Source organism: Rahnella sp. 1L-D-7-B-C2 (assembly GCF_057290995.1).
In genome coordinates this window covers 255,062-272,656 of sequence record NZ_JBXAVQ010000003.1, presented here as the reverse complement: position 1 = coordinate 272,656, position 17,595 = coordinate 255,062, and the positions used below count along the sequence as shown (strand labels likewise).

Here is a 17,595-nt window from a genome sequence, read left to right as displayed (position 1 = left end):
TGGTAGAACAACCTCACAAATTGATAACAATCTTGTGGTGCGCTGCCAAAACGGTCAAAAAAACACAGTGATTTACCGTTAAAAAGGCGCACTAAAATGAGGCGTAAATCTCCGTCACACAGCGCATTTCACCAGACTTAGCAGAGAAATACGGGTTTTGTTCAAAAGCGACTGTCCGGTCACAGTTTCGGCCCGATGCATACGTCATCGCCGACTAAGATATTACGATAATGTTAATAAGGAGTCGGAAATGACGGTGTTACGCAGTAGTGAGTATTTCCCCTCAGGAGATTTCCCGGTTGCCATTGAACCCCGTTATCCTCAGGAGACCTTTCCTGAACATCATCATCAGGATTTTAACGAAATTGTGCTGGTCGAACAGGGCACCGGCACCCACGTCTTTAACGATCAGCCGATGATCCTCAGTGCGGGCAGCGTCTGTTTTGTCCGTCACCGCGACCATCATTTGTATGAAGATACCGACAATCTGCACCTGACCAACGTGCTGTATCGCAGCCCGGATGCGTTTCGCTTTCTGAACGGCGTCGGCGATCTGTTGCCGCAGGAAGTTGACGGAATATATCCGGCTCACTGGCGTATCAATCCCGGACAGGTCGCGCAGGCCAAAACACTGATCGACCTGCTGGCGCAAAAGCCCGTCAGCCAGTCGCCGGAGTCGCAGGCGCAGCAGGAACTTTACTTTATGCAGCTGTTATTGCTGCTGCGTAAAGGCAGCCGTGATGTCGGTTATGGCGGGCAGGGCGGCGATCTCAATAATTTGCTCGACTGGATGAACGAACATTACGACGAAGAAATCGACTGGCCGGTACTTGCCGAACGGTTCTCGATGTCTTTGCGCACGCTGCACCGACAGATGAAACAACAGACCGGCTGCACACCGCTGAACTACCTTAATCGCCTGCGGCTGATCAACGCCCGCAACCTGCTGAGGTTCAGCGACAGCTCGATCACCGATATCGCCCATCAGTGCGGCTTCTGCGACAGCAACTACTTTTCAACCCTGTTTAAACGTGAATTCGGCTACGCGCCGCGTCAGGTTCGTCAGTAACGCTCCCCATTCCTTTCTCATAATTTGCAAAAATGTTACGTCGGGCATTCCGACCATGACATTTTTGCCATTTCCCGCACCTGACTGGCAGCCACGGAAAGGTAAAGCTTCGGCGGATGGAACAGGCTGTTAAAAATTCACAAAAAAGAACTTATTTTTAACAATTCGTTCATCACCACTATCCGTACTTTGGAGACACCTTATATGGGCACAGTTCAGAAACGTATGTACATCAACGGCGAATTCGTTGAAAACACCGGCGGAAAGTGGATTGACGTTGTGAATCCGGCGACGGAACAGATCATTTCCCAGATCCCGGAAGGCTCTGCGGAAGATGCCCGACGCGCCATCGACGCTGCCGAAGCGGCGCAGCCGGGCTGGGAAGCATTACCTGCGGTAGAACGCGGTGTGTGGCTACATAAAATCGCCGCCGGGATCCGTGAGCGCGAACCCGAACTGACCGGGACGATTATTGCCGAAGGCGGAAAAACCTACGGTCTGGCGCAAACCGAAGTGTTGTTCACCGCCGATTATCTGGATTACATGGCCGAATGGGCGCGCCGTTACGAAGGTGAGATCATTCAAAGCGACCGGCCGAACGAGAACATTTTTGTCTTCCGCAAAGCCATTGGCGTGACCACCGGCATTCTGCCATGGAACTTCCCGTTCTTCCTGATCGCCCGCAAAGCTGCTCCGGCGCTCATCACCGGTAACACCATCGTGATTAAACCAAGTGAAATCACGCCTAACAATGCGGTTATCTTTGCCGAAATCATCCATAAAATCGGTTTGCCAAAAGGCGTGCTCAACATCGTCACCGGCTACGGCCCGACCGTTGGCCAGGAACTGGCAGCCAACCCGAAAGTCGGAATGGTCAGCCTGACCGGCAGCGTCGCCGCCGGTATCGCCACCATGACCGCCGCGGCGCAGAACGTCACCAAAGTCTCGCTGGAGCTCGGCGGTAAAGCTCCGGCTATCGTCATGGACGATGCAGATTTAGATTTGGCGGTAAAAGCTATTGTGAGTTCTCGTGTCATTAATACCGGGCAGGTGTGTAATTGCGCGGAACGTGTTTACGTGCAGGAAGGTGTGTACGACGAGTTCATCTCACGCATCAGCCTGGCGATGAAGGCAGTAACCTTCGGCAATACGGCGGAGAAAAAAGAGCTGGATATGGGCCCGCTGATCAGTGCGGCCGCGTTACAGCGTGTGGAAGATAAAGTGGCGAAAGCAGTTTCTCAGGGCGCGAAAGTACTGCTGGGCGGTAAGCGCGAAAGCGGCACCGGCTTCTTCTATCCGCCGACGTTGCTGGTGGATATCAAACAGGACATGCCGATTATGCATGAAGAAGTGTTTGGCCCGGTGCTTCCTGTTGCGACATTCAAAACGCTGGAAGAAGCCATCGCGATGGCCAACGACAGTGAATACGGTCTGACGTCCTCTATCTATACCAGCAACATCAACACCGCGATGAAAGCGCTGAAACAACTGAAGTTCGGTGAAACGTACATCAACCGCGAAAACTTCGAAGCGATGCAGGGTTTCCACGCCGGCTGGCGTAAATCCGGCGTGGGCGGCGCGGACGGTAAGCACGGTTTGCAGGAATATCTGCAAACGCATGTGGCTTATTTGCAATTCCACTAAGATTCATTATTTCAGAAACCGGAGTAAGTGAATTACTCCGGTTACAAAAAAAGAACAAAATATGTACAGCCGAGTGTTAATATAAAATTAAATCTCGCCATTTTTAATTAAAATGTTCTGTTTATATGACTTCTATCAATTAAATTATCTTATGTAAGGCATACTTTACTTCATGCAAATAGTTCATGGAACATTGATTATTTGTATGTTTTATGGCTTTAAGGTTTATTGCGCAAATGATATCTGGAGGGACTCTAAGTCTTTGCGAGGAGGAAAAACGAGCTGTTCTGTATTTGTTAACTAAAACAAACTAATTAGTTATATCTTAAAATAACAGTAATAGAGGAAAGAATGCCATTACTAGAAAATAATACATTTAATTTTTCGCAGTTTTATGTGCTTGATTTAAATAAATCTGATGGTTGGTGTGCCGGTATTAGTGTTTCAATGATGCTTTATTTAAAAGAATGCTTTCCTCAATTGACGGATAATTATCCTTTAGACGGTGTTTTTCAAAGAACAAAAGAATATGCAGATATGCTGAGGATGAGCTTCAATTCTTTTGAGGGAAAAACGACTTTAGGGACTGAGGATTTTAGAGGAAATATGGAAAAATTTCAGTCTGCTTATATGTACAATTTTGCAGCGCCAGGGAAGTGGGAGTATCAATTTGATAAAAATGGAGTTTTTTTATTAAACCTGAAGAGTTCAGACTCTCACCAACAAGTTGGTAGCCAGTTTTCGAAATTCTATGATTTTTGGGGAAGCTCCGACCATGCAGGTTTTCTTGTGACCGGTGACTCAAACAGATTCTTTGTTTTTGACCCTAATGCCGGTGGCGGAATTTTTTCCTGGACACAGTGTAGTGATATAAAAAACATAACATGTGCAGTTGACAAAGCATTAGATCGTCTTTATCAGAAAAACGACCGCCTTAGGGGAAGAAGGATCGTTAGATTGAAAGCAGCTAAAAGATTAGATTTTAGCAGCAGTCGATATCATCATGCGGTGTGAATTTCATGATATTTACCCAGAGTGGAAGTATTAAAATACCAGTTTGAGATGTTCTCCACGATAATGTGATATAAGTCATAGGGGTCGGGTTACCCCTATAGCTTAATTAAATGAAGTATTAATAAAGCAACTGACAATTAATATTACCTTCAGTTAACGGCAATCAGAATTTCCAGAACTCCAGCATTAAGAGATATTCCTCTCTGGAATTCCCAATTCGAATGCCTGAACTAATCTCCGTCTACAACATATTTATTGCCAGTGTTAAATTATCGTATCAATCTTTTCAATATTCCAGTATGCAAACGTGTGAACTCTGAGCATATGCTTCCCTGCATTCTTTATCTCGCCGTTTAAATCACGTTGCTGCACCTGCCGCCGCCTGTTCAATCAGCGCTGCGACCTCCTTGGGATGCGATTCATACACTGAATGACTGGCACCGGCGATTTCAACGGTGTGGCTGTGTGCACGTTTGGCATACATACGCTCTAAATCTGGATTAATGATTTTGTCGGCCTTGGCAACCATGTACCAGCTGGGTTTCACTTTCCATGCAGGGTCGGGAATGTTGGCGGTGAAGACGCTGGCGGAGGTGAGCATCTGTGCTTTTGCTTCGAACTCTGCCTGCTTCAAAGGTAAATCTGCGGCGAAGTCAGAAGGGAAGTTGACCGGGTTGATATAGAGGAAACCGTTCGTTGTTTTTTCAAACGGATGCGCCGCGTTAGGGAATTTCTTGCCGTTGATCGCTTCTGTTTCGCCTTTATCCAGCGCATGTGCGGCGATGTAAACCAGACCGGCAACGTGCGGATCGTTACCCGCTTCGGTGATAATTGCGCCGCCATAACTGTGGCCGACCAGAATCGTCGGACCATTTTGCATCGCCAGAATACGTTTGGTCGCTGCCACATCTTCCGGGAAGGAGGTCAGCGGTTCCTGAACCAGCGTCACATTATATCCATCGTGGGTCAGGATTTCGTAAACCGGACGCCAGCCCGAGCCGCCTACAAACGCGCCGTGAACCAGCACAATATTTTTCACTGGCGCGGCGGTCGCAGCCTGAGAAGCGAAAGCCGCCGCAGCGGCGACTATTAATGTCGAAGCGAAACGATAATGCATGGCAAATACCTCGTGGAGTCGGAAATAACATCAGGGTGTACAGCCACGATGCGCGCCGGGATCTGACAGCAGCGTGACGTACTGATGACATAAACGACATTGATTGCCTGTTGTTTCGGTACTCCTCATGTTGAAGCTCGGTATCAATGCGGCACGCGCGGGTGAATTACCATTACCGGCATTCAGTCTTTTGCACATACAGCCCGCTATGACTTTTCCCGCAGGACGACGCACTCAACAATCCAGTAGACGCCTTTGTCCGCGTGCTGACAGCGAGAATGCGCTGATGTCAGTGGCGAAAGGAGTGGGGTGTTTACGGGGGCGGGGAGTACGAAAACGCCCATCCTCTTGAGCAAGAAAGCGGATTAATACGCGTCAGAACATTCAAAACAGGGGCATCATTCTTAAATTTCTCTTCTATTTCCATTTAAAAACCGTGATGTTCATCACTGATATCCTGCCCTGTTAAGATTAATTTCCCCCTCGCAAATTTTTATTTATCACAATGATTTATATAATAATTATTATTGGCCTGGTTAATGGATTACTAAATAATTCACATTTTGATGAATGAATTCACTCATCGTTAAAGGATTAACATCATGCCACTCAACGGAACCCGCTTTACCTTCACCGCAGGCACCGCGACGCGCGACACCTTCGCCGTCGTCAGCTTTCATCTTTCCCAATGTTATTCCGAACTTTTTACCCTGAACGTGGTGCTGGTGAGCAGCGACCCGGCCGTCGGCGTCGATAAAATCCTGGACGAAATGGCGACGCTCACCATCTGGCAGGGCGATGAGATAAAACGACGGGTGCGCGGCATTGTCACTTTTTATGAGCAGGGGGACACCGGAAAACACCAGACGCAGTACCAGGAAAAAGCCTCAAAGACGTTACACCAGCACACGGTGTATGACGTTAAACGAGATGGCCGTTCAACGCCTGAAGGGCTTTGGCTCAACACGCCGTGGCAGGAGTGGCACAGCGTAATGCCGTATCTGGTGCCATTGCGTGCTGACAGCCTGTTTCTCAACTGGGTCGCCGAAACGTCAGTTACTCACTGGGGATGGCTGGCATTGTCTTCATATCCTCAGCAACAGTTGGCCGGACAACTTAAAAGCATGACTAAAGTGAATCTGCACGGGGATAAAGACGTTTTTTTCAGGTTTTGGAATGGTGGTTATCTTTCTTCCGTTCTGATGTCCTCAACGGCGGAGCAACAAAGAGATCTGATGCAAGGTTTTGCCTCAATATGGACCTGCAAAACCGCAATTGATTTACCATCCTGTACTGAAATTCACCCAGTGACTTCCCCTGTCACACTGACGCTGACACAACTGAATTCGCTATATCAACAAAAACAATCCCAGCGCTGGCAAATGTTAAAGGACTATTTTGTACAACGTTATCCTAAACGTAGCCGAAGTTTGGGAGAGCAACAGACTCAGTTATTTATCACGCTCATGCTGGATAACAGCGGTAAATACGGAATAACCCGCAACGATCAAACCAGACAATATCTCGACCTGGCACTCATGCTGGGTAGCTATTTTGATAGCGATCCGATGCTGGCGCCTTGGGCAAATGTACGACTAAAGAATGCTGCGGAGGATGTCACCAGCCTTAATTTACTGAGAGACGATTTAGCACCAGCTTTGCAAAAGAGTATGGGAAATGACCTGTCAGTTTATTTGATGCGTTTAAACGATCTTGCCGGTCGTGACGTCGATAATCTTACGGTAATTACTCACGAGGCAGATATTCCAGATGTCGTCAGGGGTTACTATCCAGAACGTCATGATCAATTAGCCGAAGGTACACTCCAGCGCTTATATCATAACTCACTCCCACTGTATTACCAATTTGGATTCTTCAACCTTACAAGCCATAGTATATTACTCTCATTGCAGTTGTTCTTAGGCTATCAGGTGTTTAGCGATCCGTTATATCCGTGGGTAACGAATTTAGTTACGGGAAAAGAAAGGGTGGCAGAAAATAACCGGTTACGTGAACTTTTATCTTATGCAAAAAAGAGAATAAACAAGGAGATTGTAATGGTCAATAAATCATTGGAGAAGAAATAATGTGCGCTACAGATGGAATTATTTACCCTGGCTTTCCTTACAAAAATAAAGATGATAACTCTATTATTTTACCTGATATTGAGGAGCAGATGGGTCATATAACTACAGAGTGTCTAAGGACATTGGTTGTATTCATCGGTGGTGCTGCAGATGATGACTATCAGCCCATGTTAAAAGGTGTGTTCTCAAGGTATGCTCAGGATTATGGTCAAGGTAAAGAACGTAAACAAGATGTTTGCTATTCCGAGCATGGTGGAGGGAACGTCCCGCCTGTAATGCAAAAGTGGCACGATGCAAATCAGAAAATTGTATTGGTCGGCCACAGCTGGGGAGGTGACCGGGTAATCTGTTTGGCAGAAGACAATACAAGTATCCCCATTGAATTGCTGGTAACACTTGACCCTGTTTCAAGAGGTAAGAGCGGTAAACAAACAAAACCCGTAAATGTTAAACGCTGGATGAATATATATGTAGATTATAAATTTGCTGATTACAGTAGCCCGAATGATATTGCACGAGCTGGTGGGGCCTGGGAAGAATGTTCATGTGCTGATATGAACAAAGCAATTAATGTTGGAGAGATTCAAAATGAGAGTGGAAGAAAAATAATTTCAAAGATGAACGATTACGGACATGCAGATGCAGATGTAATGTTTAGTGAAGTGATTGGTGACGTCAATGTTATGTAAGAAAATTCATATCTTAGTTTGCTCTATGGCATTATCTGGTTGTATGTACGGTGATATGAATAAAAGGTCAATTGAACATTTTAGTGATGATGCAGAAATGTATTGTAAAGCAACAACAGGTAGGGAATGTGAAAATTATAGTAAATGCTATGAAAATGTATACTCGAGCTACCCAGTAAAATTCCTTAGAAACAATTTATTAATGTATTCTGTGATAAAAAAAGAGAATAATGCCAGCAGCCACAAGAATCTAATGGCGGATGTGCACGATAAGTTTGTAAGGTTAGAAAGGGAAGGACGAACCGACTTGAGTAAAGAATACAGTTACATGCTCTATGCTCACAACTATTGTGCGATTATCATGACGGGTGAAAAGTATGATATTTCAAAATACGAGCCATACATAAAAGAAGAAATTAGGCGAAAGTTTCAAAGTAATTTATAAGAAGAAGGAGTGGCGAGTAGAAAAATCTGCCAAAATTCGAACAGATACCTCGAAATATTTAAATATAATCAGGAGTTAAACCATGCCATATTTACCCGTAATCCTTAAAGGTGACAAAACCACCCATGGTGGTACCGTTTTAGAAGGATTTGAGCAGGTAACATGTTTGGAGATTCCCGTGGCAGGCATCGGGCATAAGGTTGCCTGCCCGATGTGCAAAGGAATATTTCCCATCATGGAGGGAACGCCGCAGATTTCATTCAGTGGTGTAGCTGTCGCTGTTGAAGGGATGGAAACCGCCTGTGGCGCAAAGTTAATGGCTTCACAGCGGATTTTCACCGCATAAATATGTTAATGGCTGATAATTGCGCCGCCATAACTGTGGCCGACCAGAATCGTCAGACCATTTTGCATCGCCAGAATACGTTTGCTCGCAGCCTGAGAAGCGAAACGATAATGCATGGCAAATACCTCGTGGAGTCGGAAATAACATCAGGGTGTACAGCCACGATGCGCGCCGGGCTCTGACAGCAGCGTGACGTACTGATGACATAACCGACATTGATTGCCTGTTGTTTCGGTACTTCTCATGTTGAAGCTCGGTATCAATGCGCCACGCGCGGGTGAATTACCATTACCGGCATTCAGTCTTTTGCACATACAACCCGCTATGGACGGTGGCGTCTTTTTTGTTGAATTTCACCCTGCATTGATTTGTATCGCTAATTCTGACCGTAAGTATTTGCCCGTCTTTGACGCCGCTGACATAAATTTCGCCGTCACTGTTAGCGATGCTGTTGGCGTCGGTGGTCAGCGTTGAGCCAAAGGGTAAAGGTTTCCCGTGCCGCGTGAGTTCGAAAAGCACCCGATAACCCACGCGGGTTTGGAACTCGGCTAAAGCCAGCGCACCGTGGGTTGGGATCACCGTTTTTTGCGTATCCAGTATTTCGGTGTGATCACCAAAAGAACCGGCGTCCAGATGCACGTTGCTTTGGCGATATGCCTGCGCGGTGGGAACGATAGCGTGACCACTTCGATCGGTCACCACGTCCCGCCGGTTTTTGATTTTAATCCCGGAACTGCCCTCGGTTTTAACCAACACGGCGGAGGTGGTTTCAGAAAGTGTGTTTGGCGCGAGGGTGATGCCATAAGGATGTGCCACTACGGCACTTTTCCAGCGCCATTGATAACTCTGACTTTCATTATTCATGTTGCTGTAACCCAACATGCCTTGCCCGACCGGTGAGGAATAGGTCGCGCTGATGGCCTGACTCTGGGTGTGACGCCCGCTGGTGGTGCGGTCAACGCTCTGAGAAACGTTGTAATCCAGCGGAAGGTCTTTGGCAGAACCTGTCACACGACTGGTCAGCGAATTATTGCCACGGCTGGACTGCGTGTAACTGTTGTAAAGCCTTGCTGAAGGAGCATTTTTCGAGAAAATGCTGAACGGAATACTGACCGTGGCGCCCATAATATTTTCTGTCACTTGCGTATAGCGGTTCTCACTGCGGTTCACACTGAGCGTCAGTGAGGAACCCAGGACTTGTGTGTTCCAGCTTGCTGAGTAACTCAACCAGTTGCTCTGCTTATTGTAATATTTCTTGTCATAAGCGCTAAGCCGCAACGTACCCCAGTCAGCCAGATTTTGCGTGGCGGAAAGAGAGGTAGTGCTTTTTACCGAATTCTTTTTAGATGTCGTGGAATACTTGTTGATGTCGTCGAAGCTGTAAAAATCAGTGGTGTAGTTTGCCCGCGTCAGGCTCAGTTGAGTCTGAGTCGGCAACAGGTACTTCTGATAACTCAGCTGCGTAAAATAGCCTTGCTTGTCGCTGCCATCGGCGAGCACAGATTTTGCGCCGCAAACCAGCGTCGTCAGCGATCCCAGATTCCCTAAGTTAAGGCCCATGCCAAGCGCGGCGTGTTGATAGTCTTCACTCAGCAAAGCACCGCCCAGTACAGTCGCGGTGTTACTCGCGCCATATATCAGTTCACCCTGCACGAAACGTTTTCGCGTATCACGATGAGTCACGTCGCGGGAACTGCCGTCTGACCAGGTATCCGTATCATTATCATGCTGCCCGATGCTCAGGCTGTATTTCATATTTCCGGGGCGCAGCAACGTGGCCGATGTGGAGACCGGAACGGTGAAAGTACGCACGGTGCCATCTTCTTCCGTCACACTGACTTCCAGCTCTCCGGCATTGGACACGTTGACATCGCGAAGAACAAAATCTCCCGGTGGCACGAAGGTCTGGTAAATCATGCGGTTGTTCTGACTCACCTGAACGGTGGCATTGCTTAATGCGGTGCCCTGAATTTGCGGCCCAAAACCATTCTCCCGGGAAGATTGCATTGCGGAGACCGATTCCAGTTTGGCGCCGACAAAGCGAAAACTGTCGATGACCAGCCCTGTGGTTTCCGTTTCCCCTGCACTGAATCGTGATAGCAGGCTCTGAATGTCGCGGCTGATCCAGGTTTTATCGGAAGTAAAATCCGAAGAGTTTGCGGTTTTCTGATAGTAGCTTTGGTTGCGCAGTCGCCATGCACCCAGATTTACGCCGTTAGTCAGATTTACGTACTGGTTTTCACTGTCACGCCCGTTCTGGCGTTTGGTCTGATAACCACTGGCATTGATGTTAGTGAAAACCATCGGGATCCCATGATCCCATTCCTGCGGCAACGTTTCGCCTTTCGGCAGCAAATAATCAGCGGGCACGGTAACGTTGAGGGGTCCGGCCAGCACATTGGCTTCCACACGGGTTCCCGGCAGCGTCTTAGTGATGTCTGTTACAGGCTGATCGTCTGTCAGGTTTTCAATGCACCATGCGTGCGGAATTTTGTTAAAAAATTACATTCGTAAAGTTACGTATGTACTAACAGGAAGAAAATAACTATAGTTAGCACCTTCCTGATTCACCATCAGATTGATGGTTTTTTGTCTACTCCTAAAGTCTAAAAGTGAGATGTGTGTCGTATTTTAGCACGACCCTTAAGCTCCCACTTTTAGCTAACAAGAAAGAACGCCTAAAGTGAACGCCAAAACCTCTGCTTTTATCATCACCTTTTTGTCATTTTGTAGCCCTGTTTCAGTCAGTTACGCACTGTCAGCCACCGATACGCCGAAAAGCGACACCGACGACACTTCAGACTCGTCCTCACTGATGATCATCAAAAAACAGGGTGCAACCGGCCTGTCCGAGCTGGACACCCCGGCGGCGGTAAGCGTTATCGACGGTGAGGATTTCCGTAACAGTAAAGCGCAGGTCAATCTATCCGAAAGCCTCGGCAGCGTGCCTGGCTTACAGGTGCAGAACCGTCAGAACTATGCGCAGGATTTACAACTTTCCGTTCGTGGCTTCGGCAGCCGTTCGATGTACGGCGTGCGCGGCGTGCGAATTTATGTTGATGGTATTCCGGCCACTATGCCGGACGGGCAGGGGCAGACGTCGAATATCGATCTGAACTCGGTTGAGCGCGTTGAAGTTCTGCGCGGGCCGTTCTCGGCACTATACGGTAACGCCTCCGGCGGCGTAGTTAACGTTGATACCCAAACCGGCACGCAGCCAGCTACCCTTGAAGCGGGCACCTATTTCGGCAGCTACGGATCCTTTCGTAACAGCGTTAAAGCCAGTGGTGCAACCGGTGACGGTACCCACTCGGGCGATGTGAATTACCTGATCTCCGGTTCGCGCTTCACCACCGACGGTTACCGCGATCACAGCGGTACGCAGAAAAACCTCGGTAACGGCAAACTGGGCGTACGTATTGATGACGCCAGTACCCTGACGCTGATGTTCAACAGCGTCTCCGTTGATGCTAACGATCCGGGCGGCCTGACAGAATCCGAATGGCACGATAATCCGAAACAGGCGACGCGCGCCGATCAGTACAACGCCCGTAAGAGCCTCGATCAGACACAAGTCGGTCTGCGCTACCAGCGTCAGATGACCGAAAATGACGAATTCAGCCTGATGACTTATCACGGCGAACGTCACACCACGCAATACCAGACCATTCCGGCCACGGCGCAGAAAAATCCTCTTAACGCGGGCGGCGTGATCGTGCTTGAACGTAAATACTCCGGTGTCGATACCCGCTGGAAACATGATGACCAGATCGGCTCCGTGCCGTTCTCGGTCACCGGCGGCGTGGATTATGAAACCATGACCGAGCGCCGTTTCGGTTACGAGAACTTCAACGACCAGGGTGATTTGGGCGTGAAGGGCAACGAGCGCCGTAACGAAAAGAACGTGATGTGGAACCTCGACCCGTATCTGCAAACCACGTGGAATCTGACGCCTCGCTGGACGCTGGACGTCGGCGCGCGCTACAGCACGGTTAACTTCGATTCCACGGATTACTACATCACCGGTAATAACCCGGATGACAGCGGTTCGCGCCGTTATCACAAGCTGCTGCCGATGGCGTCTTTGAACTACGCGGTGACACCGGCGCTGAACACTTATATCTCTGCCGGTAAAGGTTTTGAAACGCCGACAATCAACGAACTTTCTTACCGCACCGATGGCAACTCTGGCCTGAACCTTGGCCTCCAACCATCAACCAGCAACACCGTCGAGCTTGGCAGCAAATGGCGCGTCGGCAATGGGCTGGTGACCGCCGCCGTCTTCCAGACCGATACCGACGATGAGCTGATCGTCGCGCAAAGCGTCGGTGGACGCTCGAGTTATACCAACGCCGGAAAAACCCGTCGTCGCGGGCTGGAACTGTCATTAGATCAACAGATTGAAGAGAACTGGCGTGTGAAAATGGCCTGGACCCTGCTCGATGCGACCTTCCGCAATGAGACCTGTGGATCCGGCGACTGTACGCCTGCAGGCAATCGCCTTCCGGGTATCGCCCGTAACATGGGCTACGCTTCATTAGAGTGGGCACCGGTTGATGGCTGGCACGCCGGGGCGGATGTCCGTTACATGAGCGATATTGAAGTGAATGACGAAAACAGCGAACAGGCTCCCGCGTATACCGTGGCAAGCGTGAACGCGGGTTATCGCTTCAACTGGGACAAAGTGACACTCGACCTGTTCACCCGCGTCGACAACCTGTTTGACAGAAATTATGTCGGATCGGTCATCGTTAACGAAGGGAACGGACGTTACTTCGAACCAGCGCCGGGCAGAAACTACGGTGGCGGCGCGACGCTGTCTTACAGCTTCCAGTAAGTTCGTATTCGTGAAGTAAAGGATTTTCAGTCAGTAAAAGTAAAGCACCACGCGACGCTGCCAACGGCCTGCAATTATCAAAGCCCGGCAGCGTACGCACGGAATGACACCCGGTGAAGACCGGATGTTCTTGAAGATTTAGCTCATCCTAAATCGACGATTATAAAATCAGTAAGGTCATCAACTATGGAAACGAAAGCCTCGTTATCACGCATCGTCGTAATAATTACCGCTTTGTTCGCCGCGTTAAGCGGGATTTATCTTCTTGTCGGCGGTATCTGGCTGGCAAAATTAGGTGGTTCTCTTTATTACATAATTGCCGGTGTGATATCGCTGGTTACTGCGTGGCTGCTGTTCCGCCGTCGCTCTTCTGCATTACTGCTTTATGCAATCTTCCTGTTCGGCACCACGGTGTGGGCCGTCTGGGAAGTGGGCACAGACTTCTGGGCACTGACGCCGCGTTTAGACGTCACCTTCTTCCTGGGGCTGTGGATTTTATTGCCGGTTGTTTACAACCAGATGCTGGCCAAAAACGCCTTCGCACGCGGTGCACTGGCGCTGTCACTGGTCTTCACCGTGGCGGTACTTGGTTACTCCATCTTCAACGATCCGCAGGTGATCAACGGCACGATTAAAGCCGATGACTCTGCGCCGGCGAAATCTGATTCCGGCATTCCTGACGGTGACTGGCCTGCCTATGGCCGTACTCAGGGCGGTACCCGTTACTCGCCGCTGAGCCAGATCAACGATCAAAACGTCAGTAAGCTCGACGTGGCATGGACTTTCCGTACCGGCGACCTGAAAACAGCCAACGATCCGGGTGAAATCACTGACGAAGTGACGCCAATTAAAATCGGCGACATGCTGTACCTGTGTACGCCGCACCAGAAGCTGTTTGCTCTGGATGCCGCGACCGGTAAAGAGAAGTGGAAATTCGATCCGCAGCTCAAGCCGAACCCGACCTTCCAGCACGTAACTTGTCGTGGTGTGTCTTATCATGAGACCACGCCTGCCACAGAAGGCAATGCAGCGAACGGCGCAGCACCTGCTGTGTGCGCACGCCGCATCATTCTGCCGGTCAACGATGGCCGTCTGTTTGCGCTGGACGCTGAAACCGGCGCACGTTGCCCGGCATTTGGTAACAACGGTGAACTGAACCTGCAAAGCAATATGCCTAATGCAGTGCCGGGCCACTACGAACCGACTTCACCGCCAATCATCACCAAATCTGTGATCATTGTGGCCGGTGCGGTCACCGATAACTTCTCTACCCGCGAGCCTTCCGGTGTTATCCGTGGCTTCGACGTTGAGAGCGGTAAGCTGCTGTGGGCCTTCGATCCGGGTGCGGCTGAGCCAAACAAACTGCCAGCAGACGGTGAGCACTTCACACCAAACTCCCCGAACTCATGGGCGCCTGCGGCTTATGATGACAAACTGGATCTGGTATATCTGCCAATCGGCGTCGCGACACCGGACATCTGGGGCGGCAACCGTACTCCAGAAATGGAACGTTTTGCGAGTGGCCTGCTGGCGCTGAATGCCTCCACCGGTAAACTGGCCTGGTTCTACCAGACCGTCCATCACGATCTGTGGGATATGGACGTTCCGGCGCAGCCAACGCTTGCGGATATCACTGATAAATCCGGCAACAAAGTTCCTGCGATTTATGTACCGACCAAAACCGGTAACATCTTCGTGCTGGACCGCCGTGACGGTAAGCTTATCGTTGATGCGCCAGAGAAGCCTGTGCCACAAGGCGCGGCGAAGGGCGACCATGTTTCTCCAACTCAGCCATTCTCAAAACTGACGTTCCGTCCGGAAGCCAAACTGACGGGCAAAGACATGTGGGGCGCCACGATTTACGACCAGCTGATGTGTCGTGTGATCTTCCACAAACTGCGTTATGAAGGCACCTTCACACCGCCATCCGAGCAGGGCACTCTGGTCTTCCCAGGTAACCTCGGGATGTTCGAGTGGGGCGGTATCTCCGTGGATACCGATCGTCAGGTAGCTATCGCTAACCCGATCGCACTGCCGTTCGTGTCTAAATTGATCCCGCGTGGGCCGGGTAACCCAATCGAGCCAGACGCTAACGATAAAGGCGGTTCCGGTTCTGAGTCAGGTATCCAGCATCAGTACGGCGTGCCATTTGCCGTGACGCTGAATCCGTTCCTGTCTCCGCTGGGCTTCCCATGTAAACAGCCTTCATGGGGTTACATCTCCGGCGTTGATCTGAAAACTAACGACATTGTGTGGAAAAAACGTATCGGCACCGTGCGCGACAGCTCACCGCTTCCGTTACCGTTCAAAATGGGTATGCCAATGCTTGGTGCACCGATTTCCACTGCCGGTAACGTGTTCTTCATCGCAGCAACCGCAGATAACTACCTGCGCGCGTTCAACATGAGCAACGGTGACAAACTTTGGGAAGCAAGACTGCCAGCGGGCGGCCAGGCAACCCCAATGACTTACTCTGTGAATGGCAAGCAGTACGTTGTTATCGCAGCCGGTGGTCACGGTTCGTTCGGCACCAAACTGGGCGATTACATCATCGCTTACGCACTGCCAGACGCTGACGCTAAATAACTCACCGTCACACGTTTTGACATATGCTCTGCAATCTGAGGCCGCGAAAGCGGCCTTTTTTTATACGTATCTATTACAAGAGAGAGATTCTGAACTTTGAGGTTCAGTGCTCTTAATCCCTTCTAAGCTGAATGATTTATCGCGCTTAACATTTCACTGGCCGCCATTTGTGTTGATGATTTTTTGCACAACCCCGTCCTGACTGGAAAATCTCCGGGTAAACGCAGTTTTGTGTCAGATTTATATAAGTATTTTATAAAAATGACATTAATAATATTAATATAAAAATCATTTCGTTCCTCATTATATTATTTTTATATTAATTTATTTCCGCCAATTGAACGGTATGCGTATTTTTGACTGGCAATCTTTCACACATTAGCTATAACTCTTAAGGCAAATTACTTAAGAAAGTTCTTAGGTATTCATTAATCCTCGTGACATTTCTGCATGGCTTTCCGGTATCTGCGTTGTTGCCGATGAATTCTGCACCTGGCTTGCCAGGGTGTGGGGATATATTTCATTGCGTGAATAAAATCATATCTCATGGAAAATAACTGAACTTATACAGGGCGAGAAAATTATGCTAAGGACACAAAATGACGTTCTATCAAATAAGAAAAAACGTGAGCTTAAAGATTATTCCTTAAACAAATTGTATATCGCCATGAAGATCATCTTATTTTCCTCTGCCTTCGGGATGCAAAATGTCTATGCCGTAGATTTGCCCTCGGCGGATGCAGGGTGTGCTGGCGGCGGAGCGACCTGTAATGTGATCAGCGCGCTCGGCACCGACTTTGATATTACCAGTAATATCACCTCGCCGACCGACGCTGTCAGCGCCGATGCTACGGTGACGGGCAGCACCTTCACCCTGGAAAGTGGGGTGAGTGTTACGGGAGGAACTACCGGTTCAGGGTTTAATTTTGATACCGGCAGTAGCGCCAACACCATCACCAACAGTGGCACTATTCAGGGCGGTAACGGCATCAGTTTCAACAACGGCACAGATTTCACCATTATTAATAATGGCCTGATTGACAGCAATGGTGGCGCATCATCCTATGCCTTGAACAATTTTGGCAGCGGTCTGACCCTGACGAATAATGAAACTGGGACTCTTTCCGCCACGAATACCGTTATTTTGGGGAGCGCCACCTCTGCGGGTGGGGCAACAATCAATAATGCCGGGACAATAACGTCTGGTGCCGGGACTTCAGGAACGGCCATCTCACTTTTTGGCGACAATAATACCCTTAATTTTCACACCAGCTCTCTTATCACCGGCGGGATTACGCTCGAGAGCGGGCAAACCAATAACATCTTAAATTTATTAGACGGAACGGCAGCGAGTGCCGTTTTTAATAACAGCGTGACTGACGGCGGAATTAACTTACTCAATGTTGATGCTAACGATAAAGAATGGGACATCACCGGGCCGCTGACGGTCGCTGGTGCGATTCATGTACTGAGCGGGAATGTCGTTGTCACCGGTGAAGTAACCAATACCGGTTCGGGCGGCACTACACTGGATACCGGATCGTCGTTGTCGATTGGCGACGGGGGCACCGAGGGCTCTCTGACTGACGACGTCATCAACAACGGCACTCTGACCTTTAATCGCAGCGATGATGTAGGGTTCAATGACAATATCAGCGGCACCGGTGTGGTGATACAGGCAGGAGAGGGTCAGACCAATCTGGCGGGGAGTGGCACCTGGAGTGGCGGAACACAGGTCATCTTGGCACTGGCCCGATAAGT

At 49.3% G+C, this 17,595-nt stretch carries 12 protein-coding genes; 10 read left to right on the top strand and 2 right to left on the bottom strand.

The features are described from left to right. Nucleotides 1-250 precede the first annotated feature (250 nt). From rhaS to AC0Z7K_RS07490, 3 genes are all read left to right on the top strand, one after another. Nucleotides 251-1,069, top strand: a complete 819-nt coding sequence (gene rhaS, locus AC0Z7K_RS07500; RefSeq protein WP_485613673.1) for an HTH-type transcriptional activator RhaS — start codon at nt 251-253, stop codon at nt 1,067-1,069. Nucleotides 1,070-1,273: 204 nt separating this feature from the next. Continuing rightward, the gene (aldA, locus tag AC0Z7K_RS07495; RefSeq protein WP_485613672.1) at nt 1,274-2,713 is read left to right on the top strand and encodes an aldehyde dehydrogenase; all 1,440 of its coding nucleotides are present in this window, start codon (nt 1,274-1,276) and stop codon (nt 2,711-2,713) included. 351 nt (nt 2,714-3,064) lie between these two features. Continuing rightward, complete coding sequence (locus AC0Z7K_RS07490) at nt 3,065-3,727, top strand: hypothetical protein (RefSeq protein WP_485613670.1); 663 nt, start codon at nt 3,065-3,067, stop codon at nt 3,725-3,727. Between the two features lie 358 nt (nt 3,728-4,085). Here the strand turns inward: AC0Z7K_RS07490 and AC0Z7K_RS07485 are convergent, their stop codons facing one another. Further along, nucleotides 4,086-4,844, bottom strand: coding sequence for an alpha/beta hydrolase (locus AC0Z7K_RS07485; protein WP_485613668.1), 759 nt, complete (start codon nt 4,842-4,844; stop codon nt 4,086-4,088). Nucleotides 4,845-5,446: 602 nt separating this feature from the next. Between AC0Z7K_RS07485 and AC0Z7K_RS07480 the strand changes: the two genes are divergently transcribed. The 4 genes from AC0Z7K_RS07480 (at nt 5,447) to AC0Z7K_RS07465 (ending at nt 8,411) form a co-directional block, all read left to right on the top strand. After that, nucleotides 5,447-6,931: a DUF4123 domain-containing protein gene (locus AC0Z7K_RS07480; protein WP_485613666.1), complete on the top strand. Its 1,485-nt coding sequence runs from the start codon at nt 5,447-5,449 to the stop codon at nt 6,929-6,931. After that, nucleotides 6,931-7,620: a hypothetical protein gene (locus AC0Z7K_RS07475; protein ID WP_485613664.1), complete on the top strand. Its 690-nt coding sequence runs from the start codon at nt 6,931-6,933 to the stop codon at nt 7,618-7,620. Before AC0Z7K_RS07480 ends, AC0Z7K_RS07475 begins: the two co-directional genes overlap by 1 nt. After that, entirely contained in the window at nt 7,601-8,065 is a 465-nt protein-coding gene (locus AC0Z7K_RS07470; RefSeq protein ID WP_413531312.1) for a hypothetical protein, read from the top strand. The genes AC0Z7K_RS07475 and AC0Z7K_RS07470 overlap by 20 nt, the downstream gene beginning before the upstream one ends. Nucleotides 8,066-8,147: 82 nt before the next feature. Beyond that, complete coding sequence (locus AC0Z7K_RS07465) at nt 8,148-8,411, top strand: PAAR domain-containing protein (RefSeq protein ID WP_485613663.1); 264 nt, start codon at nt 8,148-8,150, stop codon at nt 8,409-8,411. A gap of 288 nt (nt 8,412-8,699) precedes the next feature. Here the strand turns inward: AC0Z7K_RS07465 and AC0Z7K_RS07460 are convergent, their stop codons facing one another. Continuing rightward, nucleotides 8,700-10,874 (bottom strand): fimbria/pilus outer membrane usher protein, encoded by a 2,175-nt coding sequence (locus tag AC0Z7K_RS07460; protein ID WP_485613921.1) that lies wholly within the window; start codon nt 10,872-10,874, stop codon nt 8,700-8,702. A 220-nt stretch (nt 10,875-11,094) separates the two neighbouring features. Between AC0Z7K_RS07460 and pqqU the strand changes: the two genes are divergently transcribed. The 3 genes from pqqU (at nt 11,095) to AC0Z7K_RS07445 (ending at nt 17,593) form a co-directional block, all read left to right on the top strand. Then, on the top strand, nt 11,095-13,248 hold the full coding sequence (gene pqqU / locus AC0Z7K_RS07455; RefSeq protein ID WP_485613662.1) for a TonB-dependent receptor PqqU: 2,154 nt from the start codon (nt 11,095-11,097) through the stop codon (nt 13,246-13,248). Nucleotides 13,249-13,434: 186 nt separating this feature from the next. Beyond that, nucleotides 13,435-15,834, top strand: a complete 2,400-nt coding sequence (locus AC0Z7K_RS07450; protein WP_485613660.1) for a glucose/quinate/shikimate family membrane-bound PQQ-dependent dehydrogenase — start codon at nt 13,435-13,437, stop codon at nt 15,832-15,834. 667 nt (nt 15,835-16,501) lie between these two features. Next, nucleotides 16,502-17,593 (top strand): beta strand repeat-containing protein, encoded by a 1,092-nt coding sequence (locus tag AC0Z7K_RS07445; protein WP_485613659.1) that lies wholly within the window; start codon nt 16,502-16,504, stop codon nt 17,591-17,593. The last annotated feature ends 2 nt before the right edge of the window (nt 17,594-17,595 follow it).

Excerpts from the sequence above, each read along its gene's own strand:
- AC0Z7K_RS07465 (WP_485613663.1), top strand. The coding sequence starts at position 8,148 with ATGCCATATTTACCCGTAATCCTTAAAGGTGACAAAACCACCCATGGT.
- AC0Z7K_RS07480 (WP_485613666.1), top strand. The coding sequence starts at position 5,447 with ATGCCACTCAACGGAACCCGCTTTACCTTCACCGCAGGCACCGCGACG.
- AC0Z7K_RS07490 (WP_485613670.1), top strand. The coding sequence starts at position 3,065 with ATGCCATTACTAGAAAATAATACATTTAATTTTTCGCAGTTTTATGTG.
- AC0Z7K_RS07450 (WP_485613660.1), top strand. The coding sequence starts at position 13,435 with ATGGAAACGAAAGCCTCGTTATCACGCATCGTCGTAATAATTACCGCT.
- AC0Z7K_RS07445 (WP_485613659.1), top strand. The coding sequence starts at position 16,502 with ATGAAGATCATCTTATTTTCCTCTGCCTTCGGGATGCAAAATGTCTAT.
- aldA (WP_485613672.1), top strand. The coding sequence starts at position 1,274 with ATGGGCACAGTTCAGAAACGTATGTACATCAACGGCGAATTCGTTGAA.
- AC0Z7K_RS07475 (WP_485613664.1), top strand. The coding sequence starts at position 6,931 with ATGTGCGCTACAGATGGAATTATTTACCCTGGCTTTCCTTACAAAAAT.
- AC0Z7K_RS07485 (WP_485613668.1), bottom strand. The coding sequence starts at position 4,844 with ATGCATTATCGTTTCGCTTCGACATTAATAGTCGCCGCTGCGGCGGCT.
- rhaS (WP_485613673.1), top strand. The coding sequence starts at position 251 with ATGACGGTGTTACGCAGTAGTGAGTATTTCCCCTCAGGAGATTTCCCG.